Annotated in this window: 11 protein-coding genes; 3 read left to right on the top strand and 8 right to left on the bottom strand. The window is 71.2% G+C overall.

Annotated elements, in window-relative coordinates; all coding sequences use genetic code 11:
* Positions 1-162 precede the first annotated feature (162 nt).
* Entirely contained in the window at positions 163-3,612 is a 3,450-nt protein-coding gene (locus tag ABD784_RS00240; RefSeq protein WP_344878278.1) for a pyruvate carboxylase, read from the bottom strand.
* Between the two features lie 258 nt (positions 3,613-3,870).
* Between ABD784_RS00240 and ABD784_RS00235 the strand changes: the two genes are divergently transcribed.
* Positions 3,871-4,710 (top strand): ParA family protein, encoded by an 840-nt coding sequence (locus ABD784_RS00235; RefSeq protein WP_344878275.1) that lies wholly within the window; start codon positions 3,871-3,873, stop codon positions 4,708-4,710.
* A gap of 187 nt (positions 4,711-4,897) precedes the next feature.
* Here ABD784_RS00235 and ABD784_RS00230 read toward each other — a convergent pair whose 3' ends face one another.
* From ABD784_RS00230 to ABD784_RS00200, 7 genes are all read right to left on the bottom strand, one after another.
* Positions 4,898-5,491, bottom strand: a complete 594-nt coding sequence (locus ABD784_RS00230; RefSeq protein ID WP_425582895.1) for a MerR family transcriptional regulator — start codon at positions 5,489-5,491, stop codon at positions 4,898-4,900.
* A gap of 237 nt (positions 5,492-5,728) precedes the next feature.
* Positions 5,729-6,220 carry a bifunctional nuclease family protein gene (locus tag ABD784_RS00225; RefSeq protein ID WP_344878272.1) on the bottom strand — a complete coding sequence of 164 codons (492 nt, stop codon included), beginning with the start codon at positions 6,218-6,220 and terminating at the stop codon, positions 5,729-5,731.
* A 56-nt stretch (positions 6,221-6,276) separates the two neighbouring features.
* On the bottom strand, positions 6,277-7,020 hold the full coding sequence (gene ftsR, locus ABD784_RS00220) for a transcriptional regulator FtsR (protein WP_344878269.1): 744 nt from the start codon (positions 7,018-7,020) through the stop codon (positions 6,277-6,279).
* A gap of 103 nt (positions 7,021-7,123) precedes the next feature.
* The gene (locus ABD784_RS00215; protein WP_344878266.1) at positions 7,124-7,588 is read right to left on the bottom strand and encodes an FHA domain-containing protein; all 465 of its coding nucleotides are present in this window, start codon (positions 7,586-7,588) and stop codon (positions 7,124-7,126) included.
* 221 nt (positions 7,589-7,809) lie between these two features.
* Entirely contained in the window at positions 7,810-13,752 is a 5,943-nt protein-coding gene (pulA, locus tag ABD784_RS00210; protein WP_344878263.1) for a pullulanase-type alpha-1,6-glucosidase, read from the bottom strand.
* Between the two features lie 367 nt (positions 13,753-14,119).
* Positions 14,120-15,148, bottom strand: a complete 1,029-nt coding sequence (locus ABD784_RS00205; RefSeq protein WP_344878260.1) for an NADP-dependent oxidoreductase — start codon at positions 15,146-15,148, stop codon at positions 14,120-14,122.
* A gap of 57 nt (positions 15,149-15,205) precedes the next feature.
* Positions 15,206-15,592, bottom strand: a complete 387-nt coding sequence (locus ABD784_RS00200; RefSeq protein ID WP_344878258.1) for a DUF1304 domain-containing protein — start codon at positions 15,590-15,592, stop codon at positions 15,206-15,208.
* Positions 15,593-15,691: 99 nt separating this feature from the next.
* Between ABD784_RS00200 and ABD784_RS00195 the strand changes: the two genes are divergently transcribed.
* Entirely contained in the window at positions 15,692-16,282 is a 591-nt protein-coding gene (locus tag ABD784_RS00195) for a TetR/AcrR family transcriptional regulator (protein ID WP_344878255.1), read from the top strand.
* A gap of 95 nt (positions 16,283-16,377) precedes the next feature.
* Complete coding sequence (locus tag ABD784_RS00190; RefSeq protein WP_344878252.1) at positions 16,378-17,484, top strand: AI-2E family transporter; 1,107 nt, start codon at positions 16,378-16,380, stop codon at positions 17,482-17,484.
* Positions 17,485-17,561 lie beyond the last annotated feature (77 nt).

Genomic DNA, 17,561 nt, shown 5'->3' with positions numbered 1-17,561 from the left:
CGGTGAGCAGCGGCCCGTCGGCCTGAAGTCAGCAATACCCTAACCTACGCGCGGAAGCGCCGGAGGGCCGGTCCCGCACCCCTGGGCGGGGGTGCGGGACCGGCCCTCCGGCGGCTCGCCGAGCCGTCGCCGCGCGGTGGCCGCGCGGCGGGACTCCCGGGATCAGGCGGGATCGATCACCAGGAGCAGGTCGCCGCCGTCGACCTGGGCCGTGCCGGCGATGGCGATCCGGGCGATGCGGCCAGCGACCGGCGTGGTGATGGCCGCCTCCATCTTCATCGCCTCGATGGTGGCGACGGTGCCGCCGGCCTCGACCGTGTCCCCGACCTCCACCGTGGCGGTGACCGCGCCGGCGAACGGCGCGGCGACGTGCCCGGTGTTGCCCGGGTCCGCCTTCTCCGCGGCCTTGACCGTGGACTCGACGTTGCGGTCCCGCACCGTGATCTGGCGCATCTGCCCGTTGAGCGTGCACATCACCGTGCGCATGCCCTTCTCGTCCGGCTCGCCGATGGCCTGCAGGGTCACGAGCAGGCGGACGCCCTTGCCGAGGCTGATGACGTGCTCGGCTCCCGGGGTCATGCCGTACAGGTAGTCCCGCGTGCCGAGGATGGAGACGTCGCCGTACTGGGCCCGCAGGTCCTCGAAGTCCCGGGTCGGGCCCGGGAAGAGGAGCCGGTTGAGCGTGGACCGGCGCGTGGCCGAGTCGGCCTGCAGCGCCTGCGAGTCCTCGGCCTCGAGCTCCTCCAGGCGGACCTTGACGTTGCGGCCCTCGAGCGCCTTGGACCGGAACGGCTCCGGCCAGCCCCCGGGCGGGTCGCCGAGCTCTCCGGAGAGGAAGCCGATGACGGACTCCGGGATGTCGTACGCCTGCGGGTTCGCCTCGAAGGCCGCGGGGTCCACGCCGGCGCCGACGAGCTGCAGGGCCAGGTCGCCGACGACCTTCGAGGACGGCGTCACCTTCACCAGCCGGCCGAGGATCGCGTTCGCGGCCGTGTACATGTCCTCGATGGCCTCGAACCGCTCCCCCAGCCCCAGGGCGATGGCCTGCTGGCGCAGGTTGGAGAGCTGGCCGCCGGGGATCTCGTGCCGGTAGACGCGCCCGGTGGGCCCGGCGAGGCCGGACTCGAATGGCGCGTACATCGCCCGCACGGCCTCCCAGTACGGCTCCATGGCCGCCGCGGCGCCCAGGTCCAGACCCGTGTCCCGCTCGGTGTGCTCGAGCGCGGCGACGAGGGCCGACATCGAGACCTGGCTGGTGGTGCCGGCCATGGACGCGACGGCCGTGTCCACGGCGTCGACGCCGGCGTCGATCGCCGCCATGATGGTGGCCAGCTGGCCGCCGGCGGTGTCGTGCGTGTGCAGGTGCACGGGCAGGTCGAGCTCGGCGCGCAGGGCCGAGACGAGCTGCCGGGCCGCGGCCGGGCGCAGGAGCCCGGCCATGTCCTTGATCGCCAGGATGTGCGCGCCGGCGTCGACGATCTGCCGGGCCAGCGACAGGTAGTAGTCCAGCGTGTAGAGCTTCTCGTCCGGGTCCGTGAGGTTGCCGGTGTAGCAGAGGGCGACCTCCGCGACGGCCGTGCCGGTCTTGCGCACCGCGGCGATGGCCGGGGCCATCTGGCTCACATCGTTCAGGGCGTCGAAGATCCGGAAGATGTCGATGCCGGTCTCGGCCGCCTCGGCGACGAACGCGTCCGTGACCTCGGTGGGGTACGGCGTGTAGCCGACCGTGTTGCGTCCGCGCAGCAGCATCTGCAGCGGGACGTTCGGAAGCTCGGCCCGCAGCAGCTCGAGCCGGCGCCAGGGGTCCTCGCCGAGGAAGCGCAGCGCGACGTCGTACGTCGCCCCGCCCCACACCTCCATCGAGAACAGCCCCGGCAGCGTGTGCGCCATGGCCGGGGCCGCGGCGAGCAGGTCGCGCGTGCGGACGCGCGTGGCCAGCAGCGACTGGTGCGCGTCGCGGAACGTCGTGTCGGTGACCGCGACGGCCTCGGTGGAGCGCAGGTGGGCGGCGAAGCCCTCCGGGCCCTTCTCGAGCAGCACCTGCCGCCAGCCGTCCGGCGGGACGGCGCCGGCCGGGCCGTCGAACGGGCTGCGCTCGGGCTGCTCCGACTTGTCGCCGGGGAAGCGCGGGAGCTTCTGGCGCGGGTCGATGCCCTCGATCCGCTCGCCGTGCGGCTTGTTGACCGTGACCTCGGCGAGGTACGTCAGCGCCTTGGTGCCGCGGTCCTGCGACCGGTTCCCGACCAGCAGGTCCGGCCGGGAGTCGATGAAGTCCGTGGCCACGTCCCCGGCGACGAACTGGGGGTCGTCCAGGACGTTCATCAGGAACGGGATGTTCGTGGCGACGCCGCGGATGCGGAACTCCGCCAGCGCGCGCCGGGCGCGCCGGACGGCCATCTCGTAGTCCCGGCCGCGGCAGGTGAGCTTCACCAGCATGGAGTCGAAGTGCGGGGAGACCTCCGCGCCGGTGAAGACGGTGCCGCCGTCGAGCCGGACGCCGGAGCCGCCCGCGGAGCGGTAGACGCTGATGGTGCCCACGTCCGGGCGGAAGCCATTGGCCGGGTCCTCGGTGGTGATGCGGCACTGCATCGCCGCGCCGCGGATCCGCAGGTCCTCCTGGCGGATGCCGATCTGCTCCAGCGTCTCGCCCGCGGCGATGCGCATCTGCGAGGAGACCAGGTCGACGTCGGTGATCTCCTCCGTGACGGTGTGCTCCACCTGGATGCGCGGGTTCATCTCGATGAAGACGTGCTGCCCGGCCCGGTCGCCGACGGTGTCCACGAGGAACTCGACCGTGCCGGCGTTCTGGTAGTCCAGCGCCTTGGCGAACTTCACGGCATCGGCGTACAGCGCCTGCCGGATGTCCTCGTCCAGGTTCGGCGCCGGGGCGATCTCGATGACCTTCTGGTGGCGGCGCTGCAGCGAACAGTCGCGCTCGAACAGGTGGACGACGTCGCCCTGGCCGTCGGCGAGGATCTGGACCTCGATGTGCCGCGGGCGCAGGACGGCCTGCTCGAGGAAGACGGTGGAGTCGCCGAAGGCGGTCCCGGCCTCGCGCATCGCCGCGCCGAGGGACTCCGGGAGGTCCTCGCGCCGGTCCACGCGGCGCATGCCGCGCCCGCCGCCGCCGGCGACGGCCTTGACGAAGATCGGGAAGCCGATCCGGTCGGCCTCGGCGAGGAGGAAGTCGACGTCGTCGCTCGGCTCCGAGGACTCCAGCACGGGGATGCCGGCGGCGCGGGCCGCTTTGAGCGCGGCGACCTTGTTACCGGCGAGCTCGAGCACCTCGGGGGGCGGGCCGATGAAGGTGATGCCCGCGTCGCGGGCGGCCCGTGCCAGGTCGGGGTTCTCGGAGAGGAACCCGTATCCGGGGTAGATCGCGTCGACGCCCGCCTCGCGGGCGACCCGGACGACCTCCTCGACGTCGAGGTAGGCCCGGACCGGGTGCCCCTCCTCGCCGATCTGGTAGGACTCGTCGGCCTTCTGGCGGTGGATCGAGCCCCGATCCTCGTAGGGGTACACGGCCACGGTCTTCGCGCCGAGCTCGTACCCGGCACGGAATGCGCGAATCGCGATCTCGCCGCGATTGGCGACCAACACCTTCTTGAACATACGGCTCCTGAATGTCTTTCGATCGGCAGGGCGGATGCCGGGAGGCAGCACGCAGGTGCTGGCCGTCCGACGACGCTGTCAGTCAGCTCCGCTAACGCTACAGCGCCGCCCCGCGCGCGGGGAACAGCCACGTCACAATGGATCTTGGCGTGGCTCCCCGGCCCACCGGCGAGGGTTGGGGCGCAGCACGCCGCTGACCGTATGATGTAGTGGATAGATCGCCGGATTCAAGACACAGAAGGGGACGTGGTCGGTTCCGTGCAGGTTGTCAGCATCAGCAGTCTCAAAGGCGGGGTCGGCAAGACGTCCGTAACGCTTGGGCTGGCCTCTGCCGCCCTGTCCGCAGGGATCCCCACGCTCGTGGTCGACCTGGACCCCCACGCGGACGCCAGCACGGGCCTCGGGGTCTCCCTGAACCGCCCGGAGCAGGAGATCGGCCGCCAGCTCAAGGCCGCCCGCAAGGCGGACCTGGAGGCCAGCGCGGTCCTCAGCCCGTGGACCCAGCGCGCCGGGCAGGGCTCCGGCCAGAACGGACCGGCCCCGGTGTTGGACGTCGCCGTCGGCGGCGCGTTCGGCAGCATCTACGACCGTCCCGACCTGCGCACCCGCGACCTGAAGCGGCTCAAGACGCTGCTGGACCGGACCGGCCGCTACAAGCTCGTGCTCATCGACTGCCCGCCCTCGCTGAACGGCCTGACGCGGATGGCGTGGATGGCCAGCAGCCGGGCGATCCTGGTGGCTGAGCCGAGCCTCTTCTCCGTGGCCGGCACCGAGCGCACCATGCGCGCGCTCGAGTTGTTCCGCAACGAGTTCACCTCCGGCCCGGCCCGGGCCCACGTGGTGGCGAACCGCTACCGCGAGACCTCCACCGAGCAGCGGTTCCGCCTCGGCGAGATGCGCAAGATGTTCGCGGACCAGCTGCTGACCCCGGTGCTGCCGGAGCAGCCGGACTGGCAGCAGATCCAGGGCGCCGCCTACTCGGTCCACCAGTGGCCCGGCGAGGACGCCCGCCGCACCGCCGGTCACTTCGACGAGCTGCTGCGCGGCGTCACCGGGACCGTCGCCGCGCGCCGTCCGCGCCAGCGCGCCACGGTCTAGACCCGCCCGATCCGGCCCGGCTCACTCCGGCCCCGCACGGTCCACCGGGCCGCGCCCAGCACCACGAGAGAACGACGTCGGCACCCGCCCGGGTGCCGACGTCGTTCTGCGTCTGTCTGGGTTCTCTGACTATCTGGGTTCTGTGCCTGCCTGGACCGTGCCCCGTGGCTGGGGGGGGCGGACCGGCTCAGCTGGCGGTGCGCTTCTTCTCGGCGCGGCGGCGGCTGAGCTCGTCCTGCGGGAACAGCTCGTCCTCGGCGTGCTCGCTCGGCAGCTCGGAGAGGCTGCCCTCGACCTCGCGCCAGACGCGGCCGACGGCGATGCCGAAGACGCCCTGGCCACCCTGGACCAGGTCGATGACCTCGTCGGCGGAGGTGCACTCGTAGACGGACGCGCCGTCGGACATCAGGGTGATCTGGGCCAGGTCCTCGACGCCGCGCTCGCGCAGGTGGGAGACGGCGGTGCGGATCTGCTGGAGGGAGACGCCGGTGTCCAGGAGGCGCTTGACGACCTTGAGCACCAGGATGTCGCGGAAGCTGTAGAGGCGCTGGCTGCCCGAGCCGCGGGCGCCGCGCACGGCGGGTTCGACGAGTCCGGTCCGCGCCCAGTAGTCGAGCTGGCGGTAGGTGATGCCGGCGGCCTTGCACACGATCGGGCCACGGTAGCCCGCGTCCTCGTCGAGGACCGGGAGATCCTCGGTGAACAGCAGTCCCTGTGCATGAGTGACGGCCTGGGCGTCCTCGCCCGTCTGCGTCGCGCCGTGATCACTGGTCGGACTCACGTGAACCCTCCTTGTCTTGGTCTCCCCTTGGGGAAGTGCTCACGCGGCGGCGCCGATGGACGCCTCCATCCATTGTGCCGGTGCCGGGCCGCGCGGGGCAACGGGAAACCTTGGCTCTGACGCTACGGGGGTCCGGGACGGGGGTCAACGACCTTCAAGTTTAACTTGAGGGCGTGTCGCGAGCACACCGACCTGAGAGGTCGCCGGGAACGGTCGCGCGGCACCCGCGGGCGGGTGTCAGCGGAAGTCCTCGGGCTCGATGTCGTCGAGGAACTCGCGGAACTCACGCACCTGCTCCTCGGCCTCCTCCGGCTCGGAGCGCTCCTCCTGGCCGCCGTCGCCGATGATGACGCCGGCTTCGTCGAGGACGGCCTCCTCGCAGGTCAGGGGCGCCCCGGTGCGGAGCATCAGGGCGACGGCGTCCGAGGTGCGGGCGTCGACCTCGGAGCCGTTGGAGAGGTGGAGCCGCGCGTAGAAGACGGCGTCCTCGACGGCGACGATGCTGACGCCGGTGAGGACCAGGCCGGCGGCGTCGATGACGCTGGCCAGCAGGTCGTGCGTCATGGGGCGCGGCGGCGTGATCCCCTGCAGGCTGGTGGCGATGGAGGCCGCCTCCGGAGCGCCGATCCAGACCGGCAGGTGGCGGGGGCCGTCGACCTCCTTCAGGAGGATCAGCGGCTGGTTGGAGGGCAGTTCGATCCGAACGCCGACGATCTCGAGTTCACGCATCTGCACTCCTCCGGCCGACGGTGCGGAGCCCCTGACGGGGATCCCTTCCGTCCAGCCTAGTGATCGAGCTGGGAAATGGCACCCTGCACCAGTGCGCTGTGCAGGGAGAGGCAGGCGTCGCTGATCTCCCGCGCGGTCTCCTGGGCGTGGGCCCGGGAGGAGGCGCTGCGCCGGGAGCTCACGGGGGCGATGGCCCCCTCGACCAGGCTGATCTCGCGGTCCGCGGCCGTGCGGAAGGCCCGCAGGTGGCGCGGCTCGATGCCGTGGCCGGCCAGCTTCGCGGCCGCCTTGACCACGCGGAGGCCGTGCTCGTCGAAGCGGCCGTCCTCCTCGCCGATCAGCCCGTACTGCAGGAGCTCGTCGATCAGGCCCTCGTCCGCTCCGGTGGCGCCGATGAGCTCGGCGCGGGTCAGCGCGCGGGTGTGCCCGGCGATCTCCTGGGCGAGCTGCTCGGTCACGCTGCGCGGGGCGAGCTGGAGCCCGCCCGGGAGCTGCTCGGGCCGCTCGCCGCGGTCCACGGCGTCGAGGTAGTCCTTGATGACCTTCAGCGGCAGGTACTGATCCCGCTGGAGGGCCAGGATGAAGCGCAGCCGGTCGATGTCGCCGGCGGTGTACTTGCGGTAGCCGGCGGCGGTCCGCTGCGGGGTGATGAGCCCTTTCTCCTCCAGGAAGCGGATCTTGGACGCGGTGATCTGCGGGAAGTCGTCAGAGAGCTCGGAGAGGACTTCGCCGATGTTGTGAACCTGGGGCCGCGGCGCCTCGGCCGCGGCCCCCCGGTGCGCTTTCGCAGATGAAACCAATGAACCTATTCCTGGAGTGTGTCGGTGGCCGGTGGTCCCCGGTGCCGGACGGGCTGGCCGGGCGGCGCCGCGGTGGACGTCCCGGGCGCTAGACGTCCGCGCCCTAGACGTCCGCGCGCCGGGAGCCGGCGTAGAACGTGAGTCGGAACTTGCCGATCTGCACCTCGGTGCCGGTCCGCAGCCTGACGGCGTCCACGCGGTCGTGGTTCACGTAGGTGCCGTTGAGGCTGCCCGAGTCCACGACCTCGAAGTCCTGGCCGCGGCGGCGGAACTCCGCGTGGCGCCGGGAGACCGTGACGTCGTCCAGGAAGATGTCGGCGTCCGGGTGGCGGCCGGCGGTGGTCACGTCCTGGTCCAGCAGGAAGCGCGCGCCGCGGTTGGGGCCGGAGTGGGCGATGAGGAGCGCCGAGCCCTCCGGGAGCGCTGCGATGGCCTCGCGCTCCTCGATGGAGAGCGATGGGTTCGCCACGGCGGCGTCGGCCAGCGGAGGCAGACTGATGCTGGTGGTCTCCGTCGCCTGCTCGCCGGGCGCGCGTACCGCTTCGCCCTGTCCCTCGTGAGCACCCATGGCGTCTCCTCCTCTTGTACCGATCCGGCCACTGCCCGGCGCCGATGAGTTCTCGATCGCCAGCATGGCCTACGTCCCAACAGACTAACCCAAGTTAATCATGTTGTTATCACTCGATGCACCTAGTCCGGTGCGATTTCAGCGCAATTCACAGGTCGGCCGGCGGGCTTGACCAGCCCGCCGGCCGACTCCCCCGCGTACCGGCCGCGCGGGGACGCCTCCTACTCGGCCTCGACCAGGACGGCGACGGTGCGCCCGGGCACCTTCACGGTTCCGCTGGCGGCGTCCCACGTCGTCGTCTTGACGACGTCGTCCGAGCCGTCGGCCTGCGCCGACGTGAGCGCGTACTCCCGTCCGGCGAGCCCGGGCACGGTCTCGGTGACGGGCTCCGGCGAGGCGTTGAAGACCACCAGGGCCCCGGCGAGACCGGGCGCGACGTCCTCGCCGAGCAGGTCGTCCACGTGCATGACGACGACGCCGGCGGTGGCGTCCGGCCCGCTGTTCGGGAACGTGACCTTCTGCTGGATCAGCTCGGCGGAGCCGAGGGTCAGCAGCGGCACCTCGCTCCGGATGCGCAGCAGGTCCAGCGCCATCGCCTCCGCCTGGGCCATGGCCGCGGCGTCCGGCTTGAGCGCCGGGTCCTCGAGCAGCGGGGCCATGTGGTCCCACTTGGCCTCGTTGTCCGCGGCGGGCGGCAGGCCGGAGCCGAACGTGCTCTCCTGGCCGGTCCAGTCGATCCGGTTGAACCAGTCGCCGGAGTCGTAGCTGTTCCGGTCCAGCGACTTGGAGCGCAGCAGCTCGGTGCCGGCGTGCCAGAAGGACACGGACTGGGAGAGCGTGGCGGTGGCCAGCGAGAGCGTGTTCATCCGCACGCGCTCCTCCATGGTGGTCTCCCGCGGGAGCTTCAGGACGGAGAGGTCGTAGAGCGTCTCGTTGTCGTGCGCGTCCACGTAGTTGACCACCTCGCCGGGCTCCGCGGCGTAGCCGGCCGGCGACCCCCGGTAGTCCAGCTCCTCGCCCCGCTTGACGGTGCCGTCGGAGGCGGGCAGCCGGTAGTCCCGGAGGTTCCCGGCCAGGCCGAGCCGGACCAGGTCCGCCTGGTGGGCCAGATCGGCGAGCGCCTCCTCCGCGCTGCCGTTGACCGGATCGCCGTTGGGGTCCGTGCCGAGGCCGGTGCCGAAGCCCTGCTTGAAGGTCGACGACGAGTCGACGGGGCTGCCGCCGTGGACGGCGTCGCGCAGCCGGTCGTTGAAGGTGCCGATGCCGGTTCCGTCCACCTGGCCCTGCGTGGCCTGGACGAACCGGGCGTTGTCCGCGACCTCGCCGAAGTTCCAGCCCTCCCCGTACAGGTAGACCGAGGATCCGTCGACGCCGTCGTCCTCGAGCGTGAGCTCGTCGAGCGCGGCGCGCACGGCCTCCATGTTCGCCCGCGAGTGGTGGCCCATGAGGTCGAACCGGAATCCGTCCACCTTGTAGTGCCGGGCCCAGAGGACCACGGCGTCCACCATGAGCTTCTGCGCGGCGGCGTGCTCGGTCGCGACGTTCTGGCAGCAGGTGGAGGTCTCCACCTGCCCGGCGGCGTCGAGCCGGTGGTAGTAGCCGGGCACCACGCGGTCCAGGACGCTGCGCTCGGCCTGCCCGGAGGCGGCGGTGTGGTTGTAGACCTGGTCCAGGACCACCTCGAGGCCCAGGCCGTGCAGGGCGCCCACCATGGTGCGGAACTCGGCGACGCGGAACGCGCCGTGCGGCTGCCGGGCGTAGGAGCCCTCGGGGGCCATGAAGTGGAACGGGTCGTAGCCCCAGTTGAAGCCGTCCCCGGCGGCCGCGGCGGCGATACAGGCCTGCTGCTCGCTGGAGGCGGGTCCGAAGGTCTCGAGGTCGCAGTCCGGCACGGCCTGCGCGGCGCGGTCCTCCTCGATGGTGGCGATGTCGAAGCTCGGCAGCAGGTGCACGGTGGTGATGCCGGCGTCGGCGAGCTGGGCGAGCTGCTCGGTGCCCGCGCTGTCCGCGGCGAAGGCGCCGTAGGTGCCGCGCAGCTCCTCGTCCACGGTCTGGTCGCCGATGGAGAAGTCGCGGATGTGCAGCTCGTAGATCGCCCGGTCCACGTCCTGCTCCACCGGGTCCGCGGCGGCCTGGCGCCACTGCTTGGGCTGGTGGTGCGGGCTCTGCAGGCTGACGGCGACGGAGCGCTGCGAGTTCAGGGTCAGGGCCACGGAGTAGGGGTCGGTGACCAGGTTGGTCTCGATCCGCCCGGTCTCCGGCGCGTAGACGCGCACCTCCCACTGGTACTCGGCGTCCGCGAGCCGCGGGTGCCCGGGGACGGTCCAGGTGCCGCTGGCGGGGTCGAGCTCGGCCTCGTGGCGGGTCGGGTCGGCTCCGGAATCGTCGCCCTCGCTGGTGCCGGCCGGCCAGGTCAGCAGCGTGGCGGTCTGGGCCGTGGGCGCCCAGAGCCGGAACGTCGGCTTCCTGCCGGTGAACGTGGCGCCCAGCTCGACGTCGGCGAGCGCCTCCGCGTAGAGGTCGTCCACCGCGCCGGGGACCTGGACCCCGGTGAAGGCCGTCAGGATCGGCTCGGCGATCTCGTCACCGGTCTCCCCCGCATCGGCATCCGCGGCGTCGTCCGCCTGCTCCTCCGCAGCAGCGGCGTAGCGCGCCAGGGCAAGCTGGCCGCGTAGGAGCGCGGCGGCGTCGTCCGTCTCGAGGCGGAGGGCCAGGGACTCGGCGAGGTGCGGGAAGCGCTCGCGCTGCTCCGCCGTCAGGCCGCCCTCGACGGGCGTCAGCGGGATCGGCTCGGCCCCGGTGACGGTGCCGTCCTCGAGCTGGAGGGCGGCGTCCGCTGAGGCGAAGAGCGCGAACGCGTCGCCGCTGCCGAGATCCGCCGGGAGGGCCAGGGTGGTCGCGTCGATCCAGTGGGCGTGTTCCTCGCCGACCCCGGCGACGTCGTCGGCGGCGTCGTCCCCGGAGGAGATCTGCAGCATGTGGGTCTCCAGCGTGTAGGCGAAGGTCACGGGCGAGCCCTCGGCGGCGGTGAAGGCGTGGTTGGCGCCGTCGCGCGCGCCGTCCACCCCGTAGTTCTCCGCCCAGGAGAGCCCATGGGCCACCTTGGCCTCGTAGGAGCCCGCGGGCAAGCCCTGCGCGGTGAACTCGTAGACGCCGTCGCCGTCGCCGTCGGACATGAGCGTGCCGAGGCAGTCCGGCGCCCAGTCGGCAGGGCAGCCGAGCTCGTCCTGCAGGCTGCCGGGCAGCGTGACGATCGGTCCCTCGGCGTCCGACTGCGCGATGCTGGTGCGCGGGTCGAAGTAGAAGGTGACCGGGCCGCCCTCGTGCGTGTAGGCGAGGTTCGCCCCGTCGGGGGCGCCGTCGGCCCCGTAGTTGGTCTCCCAGGAGCCGTCGACGGCGACCTTGTACTCGTAGTCGCCGGCGGGCAGATCGAATGTCCCGGCGTAGACGCCGCCGGGCTGCTCGGTCAGGGCGGCGGCCTCGCAGGCCGGATCCCAGTCGCCGGCGCAGCCCATCTCCGAGTTGTGGCTGCCAGGGACGGTGACCAGGTCCAGGTCCGGGTCGGGGGTCACGGGCTCAGTGCCGGTGACGCTGTTCCCGACGGAGGCGTAGGTGGAGGCGGCGAACCGCTCCCCTGCCGCGTTGACGGCGACGGCCCGGTACTCGATCAGGGTGCCATCGGCGAGCGCGCCGGTGTCGTGGAAGACGCGCGGGGTGGTGTCCTCGGCGGTGCCCAGCGGCGCCCACTCGGCGGAGCCGGCCACGCGCCAGGCGAAGCTGGTCTCGGCCCAGCCCTCGGCGGCGGATCCGGAGGCGTCGGCCGCGTCGGAGCCCGCTGCATCGGAGTCGGCTGCGCCGTCCAGGTCGACGGCGACCGGGGTCATCCCGTCGACGCCGGCCCCGGCGGCGGGGCCGCCGATCTCGGGGGCGAGTTCGTGCGCGGTCACGGTGGCGTCGGCCTTCAGCACGACGGCGCCAAAGGCCGGGACGGTGACCGTCGCCTTCCCGGCGGCGTCGGAGGCGACGGCCGTGTCGGTGCCGTGGAGCGGCGCGTAGGAGGCGTCCGCGGTGAGGGTGGTCAACTCGACGCTGCGCTCCTCGGTGCTGTTGTTGACGGCCACCAGGTACTCGGTCTTCTCGGTCCGGTCCACGCGGGCGAACGCGTAGACGCCGGGTCCGTCGGCGGCGTGCAGCTCGATCTGCGCGCCGGCGGCCAGGGCCGGGTGCGCCTCGCGGAGGGCGGAGAGCTCGGCGATGTGCCGATAGAGGGGCGCGTCGGCGTCGTACCGGTCCACGGAGCCGGCGGTCTCGCCGGTGACCAGGGGCTGGTCGGCGTACTCGGTGACCTCGGTGGCGAAGAGCGACTGGCGGGCGTCCTTGTCGCCGCCGGTGCCGGCGAAGCCCTGCTCGTCGCCGTAGTAGACCACCGGCTGGCCGCGGGTGAGGAACATCAGCTCGTGGGCCAGCTCGTCGCGCTGGAGAGTGTCCCCCTGGTTCTGGAGGAAATGGCCGATCCGGCCCATGTCATGGTTGCCGAGGAACGTCGGCAGCGCCGTCGCGGAGGTGGACGGCGTGGTGTAGTAGTCGTCGCCGGCGAAGAGCCGGGAGAGGACCTGCGCCGAGTTGCCGCCGGCGTACCCGGCCGCGCCGGACTGGAAGGCGAAGTCCAGGACGGAGTTCATGTCCGATTCGCGCACGTACGGGGAGAGCTTGGCCGGGTCGGCGTCGTAGACCTCGCCGAACATGAAGAAGTCGTCCTTGCCCTGGGCCTTGGCGTAGTCGCGGACCTCGGCGCTGAAGGTCTCCCAGAACTCGAAGTTCACGTGCTTGGCGGTGTCGATGCGGAAGCCGTCGATGCCCAGGTCCACCCACTGCTGGTAGACGTCCACGAACCCGTTCACCACGGTGGGGTGCTCGGTCATCAGGTCGTCCAGGCCCACGAAGTCGCCGTAGGTGACGGACTCACCCTCCCAGGTGGAGTCGCCGCGGTTGTGGTAGAGCGTCGGGTCGTTGAGCCACTCGGGGACCTTGATCCCGTCCTCGGTCACCACGGGCTCGTAGGGGAAGGACGTCGCCGCGTCCAGCGCGGGGAACGTGCCGGTCCCGGCGTAGTCGGCGGGGTCGAAGACGTTGCCGTCGGCGTCCCGGTAGGGGCTGGTGGCCTTGTCGACGTAGGCGTGCTCTCCCCCGGCGTAGTCGATCACGTCGGCGGTGTGGTTGGTGATGATGTCGAAGTAGACCTTGATACCGCGGGCGTGCGCGTCGTCGATGAGGGCCTCGAGCTCCTCGTTGGTGCCGAGGTGCGGGTCGATCTGCGTGAAGTCGGTGACCCAGTAGCCGTGGTATCCGGCGCTGGCGTCGGCGCCCTCGCCCTGCACGGGCTTGTTCTTGAAGCTCGGCGTCAGCCAGATGGCGCTGGTGCCGAGGCCCTCGATGTAGTCCAGCTGCGAGTGCAGGCCGGCGAGGTCGCCGCCGTGGAAGAAGCCCTTGTCCGCGGGGTCGAACCCGTGCGTCAGCCGGTCCCCGGCGATCCCGGCGGTGTCGTTGGCCGGGTCGCCGTTGGCGAAGCGGTCCGTCATGACGAAGTAGAACTGCTCGTCGCTGCCGGCCTGGCGGACGGGGTCGGCGACCAGGGCCGCGTCCTCCTCGGTGTAGCCGGCCGCGAGACCGAGGGGCTGGAGAGCGACGCGGTGCGTGGCGTCGTCGTACGTGAAGCGCAGGGTGGACTCGCCGGCGATGGTCAGCGGGATGTTCTCCTGCCCACCGTCCAGGCCGTAGGCCTCGTCCCAGGCGTCGTTGAGGGCGGCCTTGTACTCGTACGTGCCGGCCGGGAGCGTGAATTCCGCCGCGTAGACGCCGGGCTGGTCGGTGGCGGCGAGCTCGGTGGCGTCGCAGGCGGGCTGCCAGTCCTCGGTGCAGCCGAGCTCGTCCTGGAGCGAGCCAACCAGGGCGACCGTGCGCTCCTCGGCCGCAGCGGGCAGGACCGCCGGGCCGGCGGCCAGCGTGGCGAGGACGACGGCGGGGGCCGCCGCGAACGCGAGGGGCCGCCGCCAGCTCCACCGGCGGGGGCGGGAACCCTGACGATACTTCTCCCCCGTCGAGTCCTGCGTACTCGCGTTCTGTCCGTCTGGGCGCGCACCGGTGCCCGGCCAAGAAATCCTCACGAAGGCTGCCTCGTCTTCTCTGCATCAGCGCAGCGTGCCCGCTGCTGGTGGGTCCCGGCGGCGCGGACCGGACCGGAGTCGCGAGGAATCGCATGGATCCGGCCGGCCCGCAGCGCACCGGAGGTGGAGTGATACAGAGCACAGTAGGCGGGCGTCGACGACGAGTGCAAGCGTTTCCACTATTTACATGGTTTGCAGGAAAACAGGGACGCGGAGAGCGGAAAATGAAACGGCGAGGGCCCCGGAGCGCATGCTCGCGGGGCCCTCGCCGTCGGACACTTCAGCCCTCCGCCTCGGCCACTTAGGGGCGATCGTCCCGCCGCCCCGCCGCTCATGGCGACGTCCCGAGGCGAGGGCGGGAACCGGACTACTGGCCGGCGGGCTCACCGACGCGGACGAGCATCTTGCCGATATTGCCGCCGCGCATCATGTCGAGGAACGCGTCGACGGTGTTCTCGATGCCGTCCACCACGGTCTCGTCGTAGGAGATCTTCCCCTCGGCGAACCAGCCGCTCATCTTCTCCTGGAACTCGGGGGCGACGTGGAAGTAGGAGGCCAGCGTGAATCCCTTGAGCGTGAGCCCGCGGGTGATCATGTTGGCCATGTTGTCCGGCCCGGCGGGCTTCTCCGTGGTGTTGTAGCCGGAGATCGCGCCACAGAGGGCACCGCGGCCGCCGTCGTTGAACGCGGCCATGGCGGCCTCCAGGTGGTCGCCGCCGACGTTGTCGAAGAAGACGTCGATGCCCTCGGGGGCGGCCTTGGCCAGCAGCTCGCGGACGTCGCCGTCCTTGTAGTTGAAGGCGGCGTCGTAGCCGTACTTGCCGGTGAGCAGCTCGACCTTCTCGGCGGAGCCGGCCGATCCGATGACGCGCTTGGCGCCGAGGAGGCGGGCGATCTGGCCGACGGCGGTACCCACGGCGCCCGCGGCACCGGAGACGAAGACGGTCTCGCCCGGCTGGAGCTCGGCGATCCGGGTGAGGCCCACGTAAGCGGTCAGGCCGGTCATGCCGAGGATGTGCAGGTGCACGGAGTCGGGGACGCCGGGCAGCTCGGGCAGGACGCGGAAGGTCGAGGCGTCGGCCTGGACGGCGTCGGTCCAGCCGTGCTGGTGCAGGACGAGCGCGCCGACGGGGACGTCGGCGGCGGCGGACTCGACCACGCGGCCGACGGCGCCGCCGCCGATGGTGGTGCCGAGTTCGTAGGGGGCCACGTAGCTGCGGGCGTCCCTCATGCGGCCGCGCATGTAGGGGTCCACGGAGACGAACTCGTTGCGGACCCGGACCTCGCCGGGCTGCAGGTCGCCGCAGGAGACCTCCACGGTGCGGAAGTTCTCCGGCGTCGGCCACCCGGTGGGGCGGGAGACGAGCTGGATCTGCGTGGTGCTGAAATCAGACATGGGTGGTCGGGTTTCCTTTCTGCGGTGGGGCAGGTGGATAGAGGGGCCGGGAGGACCTCAGGAGGCCAGCCCGACGATCAGCGCGACGACGCCGAGCGCGGGGACCACGCCCTGCTTGAGGGCCGCGGAGCGCTTCTCCGGACTGGAGAGCAGGAGGACCAGGCTGGCGGCGACCATGGAGCCGGCGCCGACGAGGACCAGCGTTGCCCCGACGGCCGTGTGGCCGGCGAGGAGCACGCCGATGCCGAGGAAGACGGCGACGGCGAGGAACAGGTTGTAGAACCCCTGGTTGAACGCGAGCTCCCGGGTGGAGCGCGCCTCCTCCTCGCTGGTGCCGAACACGGCGCGGGCCCGCGGGCTCGTCCAGGCGAGGGATTCCAGGTAGAAGATGAAGACGTGGATCAGGGCGGCGACCCCGGCGAGTACGAGTCCTGCGGTGATCACAGCGGCCTCCAGTTCGGTGCCCGTCGTCGCCCCGGGCTGGTTGGTATCGACGGGACCAACCTATACTGTAAAGGTCTGTACAGAAAAGGATGGTGAGCGATGCCACGGACCCAGGCGTTCGCCCGGGACGACGTCGTCCGAGCGGCCCGCGCGCTCTTCTGGCGCTCCGGCTACGACAACACGTCCATCCCGGAGCTGGAGCAGGCGACCGGACTGAGCCGCTCGAGCATCTACAACACATTCGGCTCCAAGCGGGGGCTCTTCGACGCCGCCGTGCGCAGCTACTTCGACGAGATTCTGCGGCCGCGGCTCGGGCCCCTGCAGGCGGAGACGGTGGAACCGCACGCGGTGCTCGAGTATCTGGACGGCATGCGGCAGGCCTTCGAGCAGGCCGGCTCACTGCCGGCCACCTGCGGCTGCCTGCTGATCAACGCCGCCGGCGCCCCGATCGGTCAGGACGCCGCGGTCGCCGGGATTATCGCGGAGTACCGGAGCGAGCTGCGGGCCGCGATCGAGCGCGGCATTGAGGCCCATTCCCCCGGGCTTCCGGGAGAACGAACTAGCCAACTGGCCGACGTGGTCACCGGGCTCATCATCGCCGCCTTCGCCCTGATCCGAGTCGCTCCAGCCGAGGCCGCTGCGAGTCTGGGCACCGCCCGCGACCTCATCTGTCCCGCCGGCGCGGCATAGAGACATCCCCCGTCCGGATCGGACAGTGTAAGGCGGCGCCGGCACCGCGGCACCGCCTCCCGATGGTGGTCATTCGCCCGGTTAGAGTGACGGATATGAGCACCGATGGGGTTCCCACCACTGAGACGGCCGCCCCCACCGCAGGCCGGGCCGTCGGCGCGATCCTGCGCCGGCCCTTCCAGGCCGGCTTCTTCCTCACCCTCGGCGGCCTCGTCGCGTTGGCGCTCGGCGCCGCCCTGACCAGCCTCTCGACCGTCCTGGTCTATGTCGCGCTGGCGCTCTTCATCGCCCTCGGCCTCGATCCGCTCGTCCGCCGCATCTCACGCGGGAAGCTCTCCCGCGCGTGGAGCATCGTCCTCGTGTGCTTCGGGTTCGTCGTGGCGCTCGCTGGGGTGCTGCTGCTCATCATCCCCACCGTGGTGAACCAGGTGGCGCAGTTCGTGCGGTCGTCCCCCACGCTGATCGCGGACTTCCAGGAGTCGGATCTCTACCGGTGGCTCGAGGAGACGTTCGGCGACCGCGTCGGCTCGATGCTCGCCGACGCGCAGTCCTTCCTGACGGACCCCACGAATCTGGCGGCCATCGGCGGCGGGGTCCTGCAGATCGGTTCCACGCTCGCCACGGCGCTCTCTGGCATCGTGATCGTCCTCGTGCTGGGGCTCTACTTCCTCGCCTCCCTGCCGGCGATGAAGTCGTCGCTGATCCGGCTGGCCCCAGCCCGCAATCGAAAGATCGTCCGTGAGCTGACGGAAGAGATCACGGCCTCGGTCGGCAGCTACCTCGCCGGCATGGTGGTCCTGGCCCTGTTCAACGCAGTGTTCACGTTCATACTGCACCTCATCCTGGGGTTGCCGTTCCCGCAGCTGATGGCCGTCATCGCTTTCTGCATCACCCTGATCCCACTAGTGGGACCGGTCCTGTTCTGGGGTATCGGCACGCTCTTCGCGATCTTCACCAGCCCCACGGACGCACTGATCTTCGCGCTCGTGTATCTCGTCTACATGCAGCTCGAAGCCTATTTGCTCACGCCGCGGGTCATGAACCGCACTATCTCCGTGCCTGGCTCACTCGTGGTCATCGGGGCGCTCGTCGGCGGAACATTGCTCGGCTTGCTCGGAGCTCTCGTGGCCATCCCCGTCACGGCAGCAATCCTGCTCGTCATCAAGCGAATCGTCATCCCGCGGCAGGACGCGAAGACGTGATGATCAGGCCGAACCTCAAGGATGTGCTGAGTCAATCGTGCGACGACGCTGCTATCGGGAATCGGGCCGGCGTAAGC

It is taken from the genome of Zhihengliuella alba, assembly GCF_039538765.1.
GTDB classification, from domain to species: Bacteria; Actinomycetota; Actinomycetes; order Actinomycetales; family Micrococcaceae; genus Zhihengliuella; species Zhihengliuella alba.
Note: the sequence above shows the minus strand (reverse complement) of the source record. Positions and strands in the feature narration are given on the sequence as shown.

Bases quoted from the DNA above. Each gene is read 5' to 3' on its own strand.
- ABD784_RS00240 (WP_344878278.1), bottom strand. From the start codon at position 3,612: ATGTTCAAGAAGGTGTTGGTCGCCAATCGCGGCGAGATCGCGATTCGC.
- ABD784_RS00225 (WP_344878272.1), bottom strand. From the start codon at position 6,220: ATGCGTGAACTCGAGATCGTCGGCGTTCGGATCGAACTGCCCTCCAAC.
- ABD784_RS00215 (WP_344878266.1), bottom strand. From the start codon at position 7,588: ATGGGTGCTCACGAGGGACAGGGCGAAGCGGTACGCGCGCCCGGCGAG.
- ABD784_RS00205 (WP_344878260.1), bottom strand. From the start codon at position 15,148: ATGTCTGATTTCAGCACCACGCAGATCCAGCTCGTCTCCCGCCCCACC.
- ABD784_RS00195 (WP_344878255.1), top strand. From the start codon at position 15,692: ATGCCACGGACCCAGGCGTTCGCCCGGGACGACGTCGTCCGAGCGGCC.
- ABD784_RS00190 (WP_344878252.1), top strand. From the start codon at position 16,378: ATGAGCACCGATGGGGTTCCCACCACTGAGACGGCCGCCCCCACCGCA.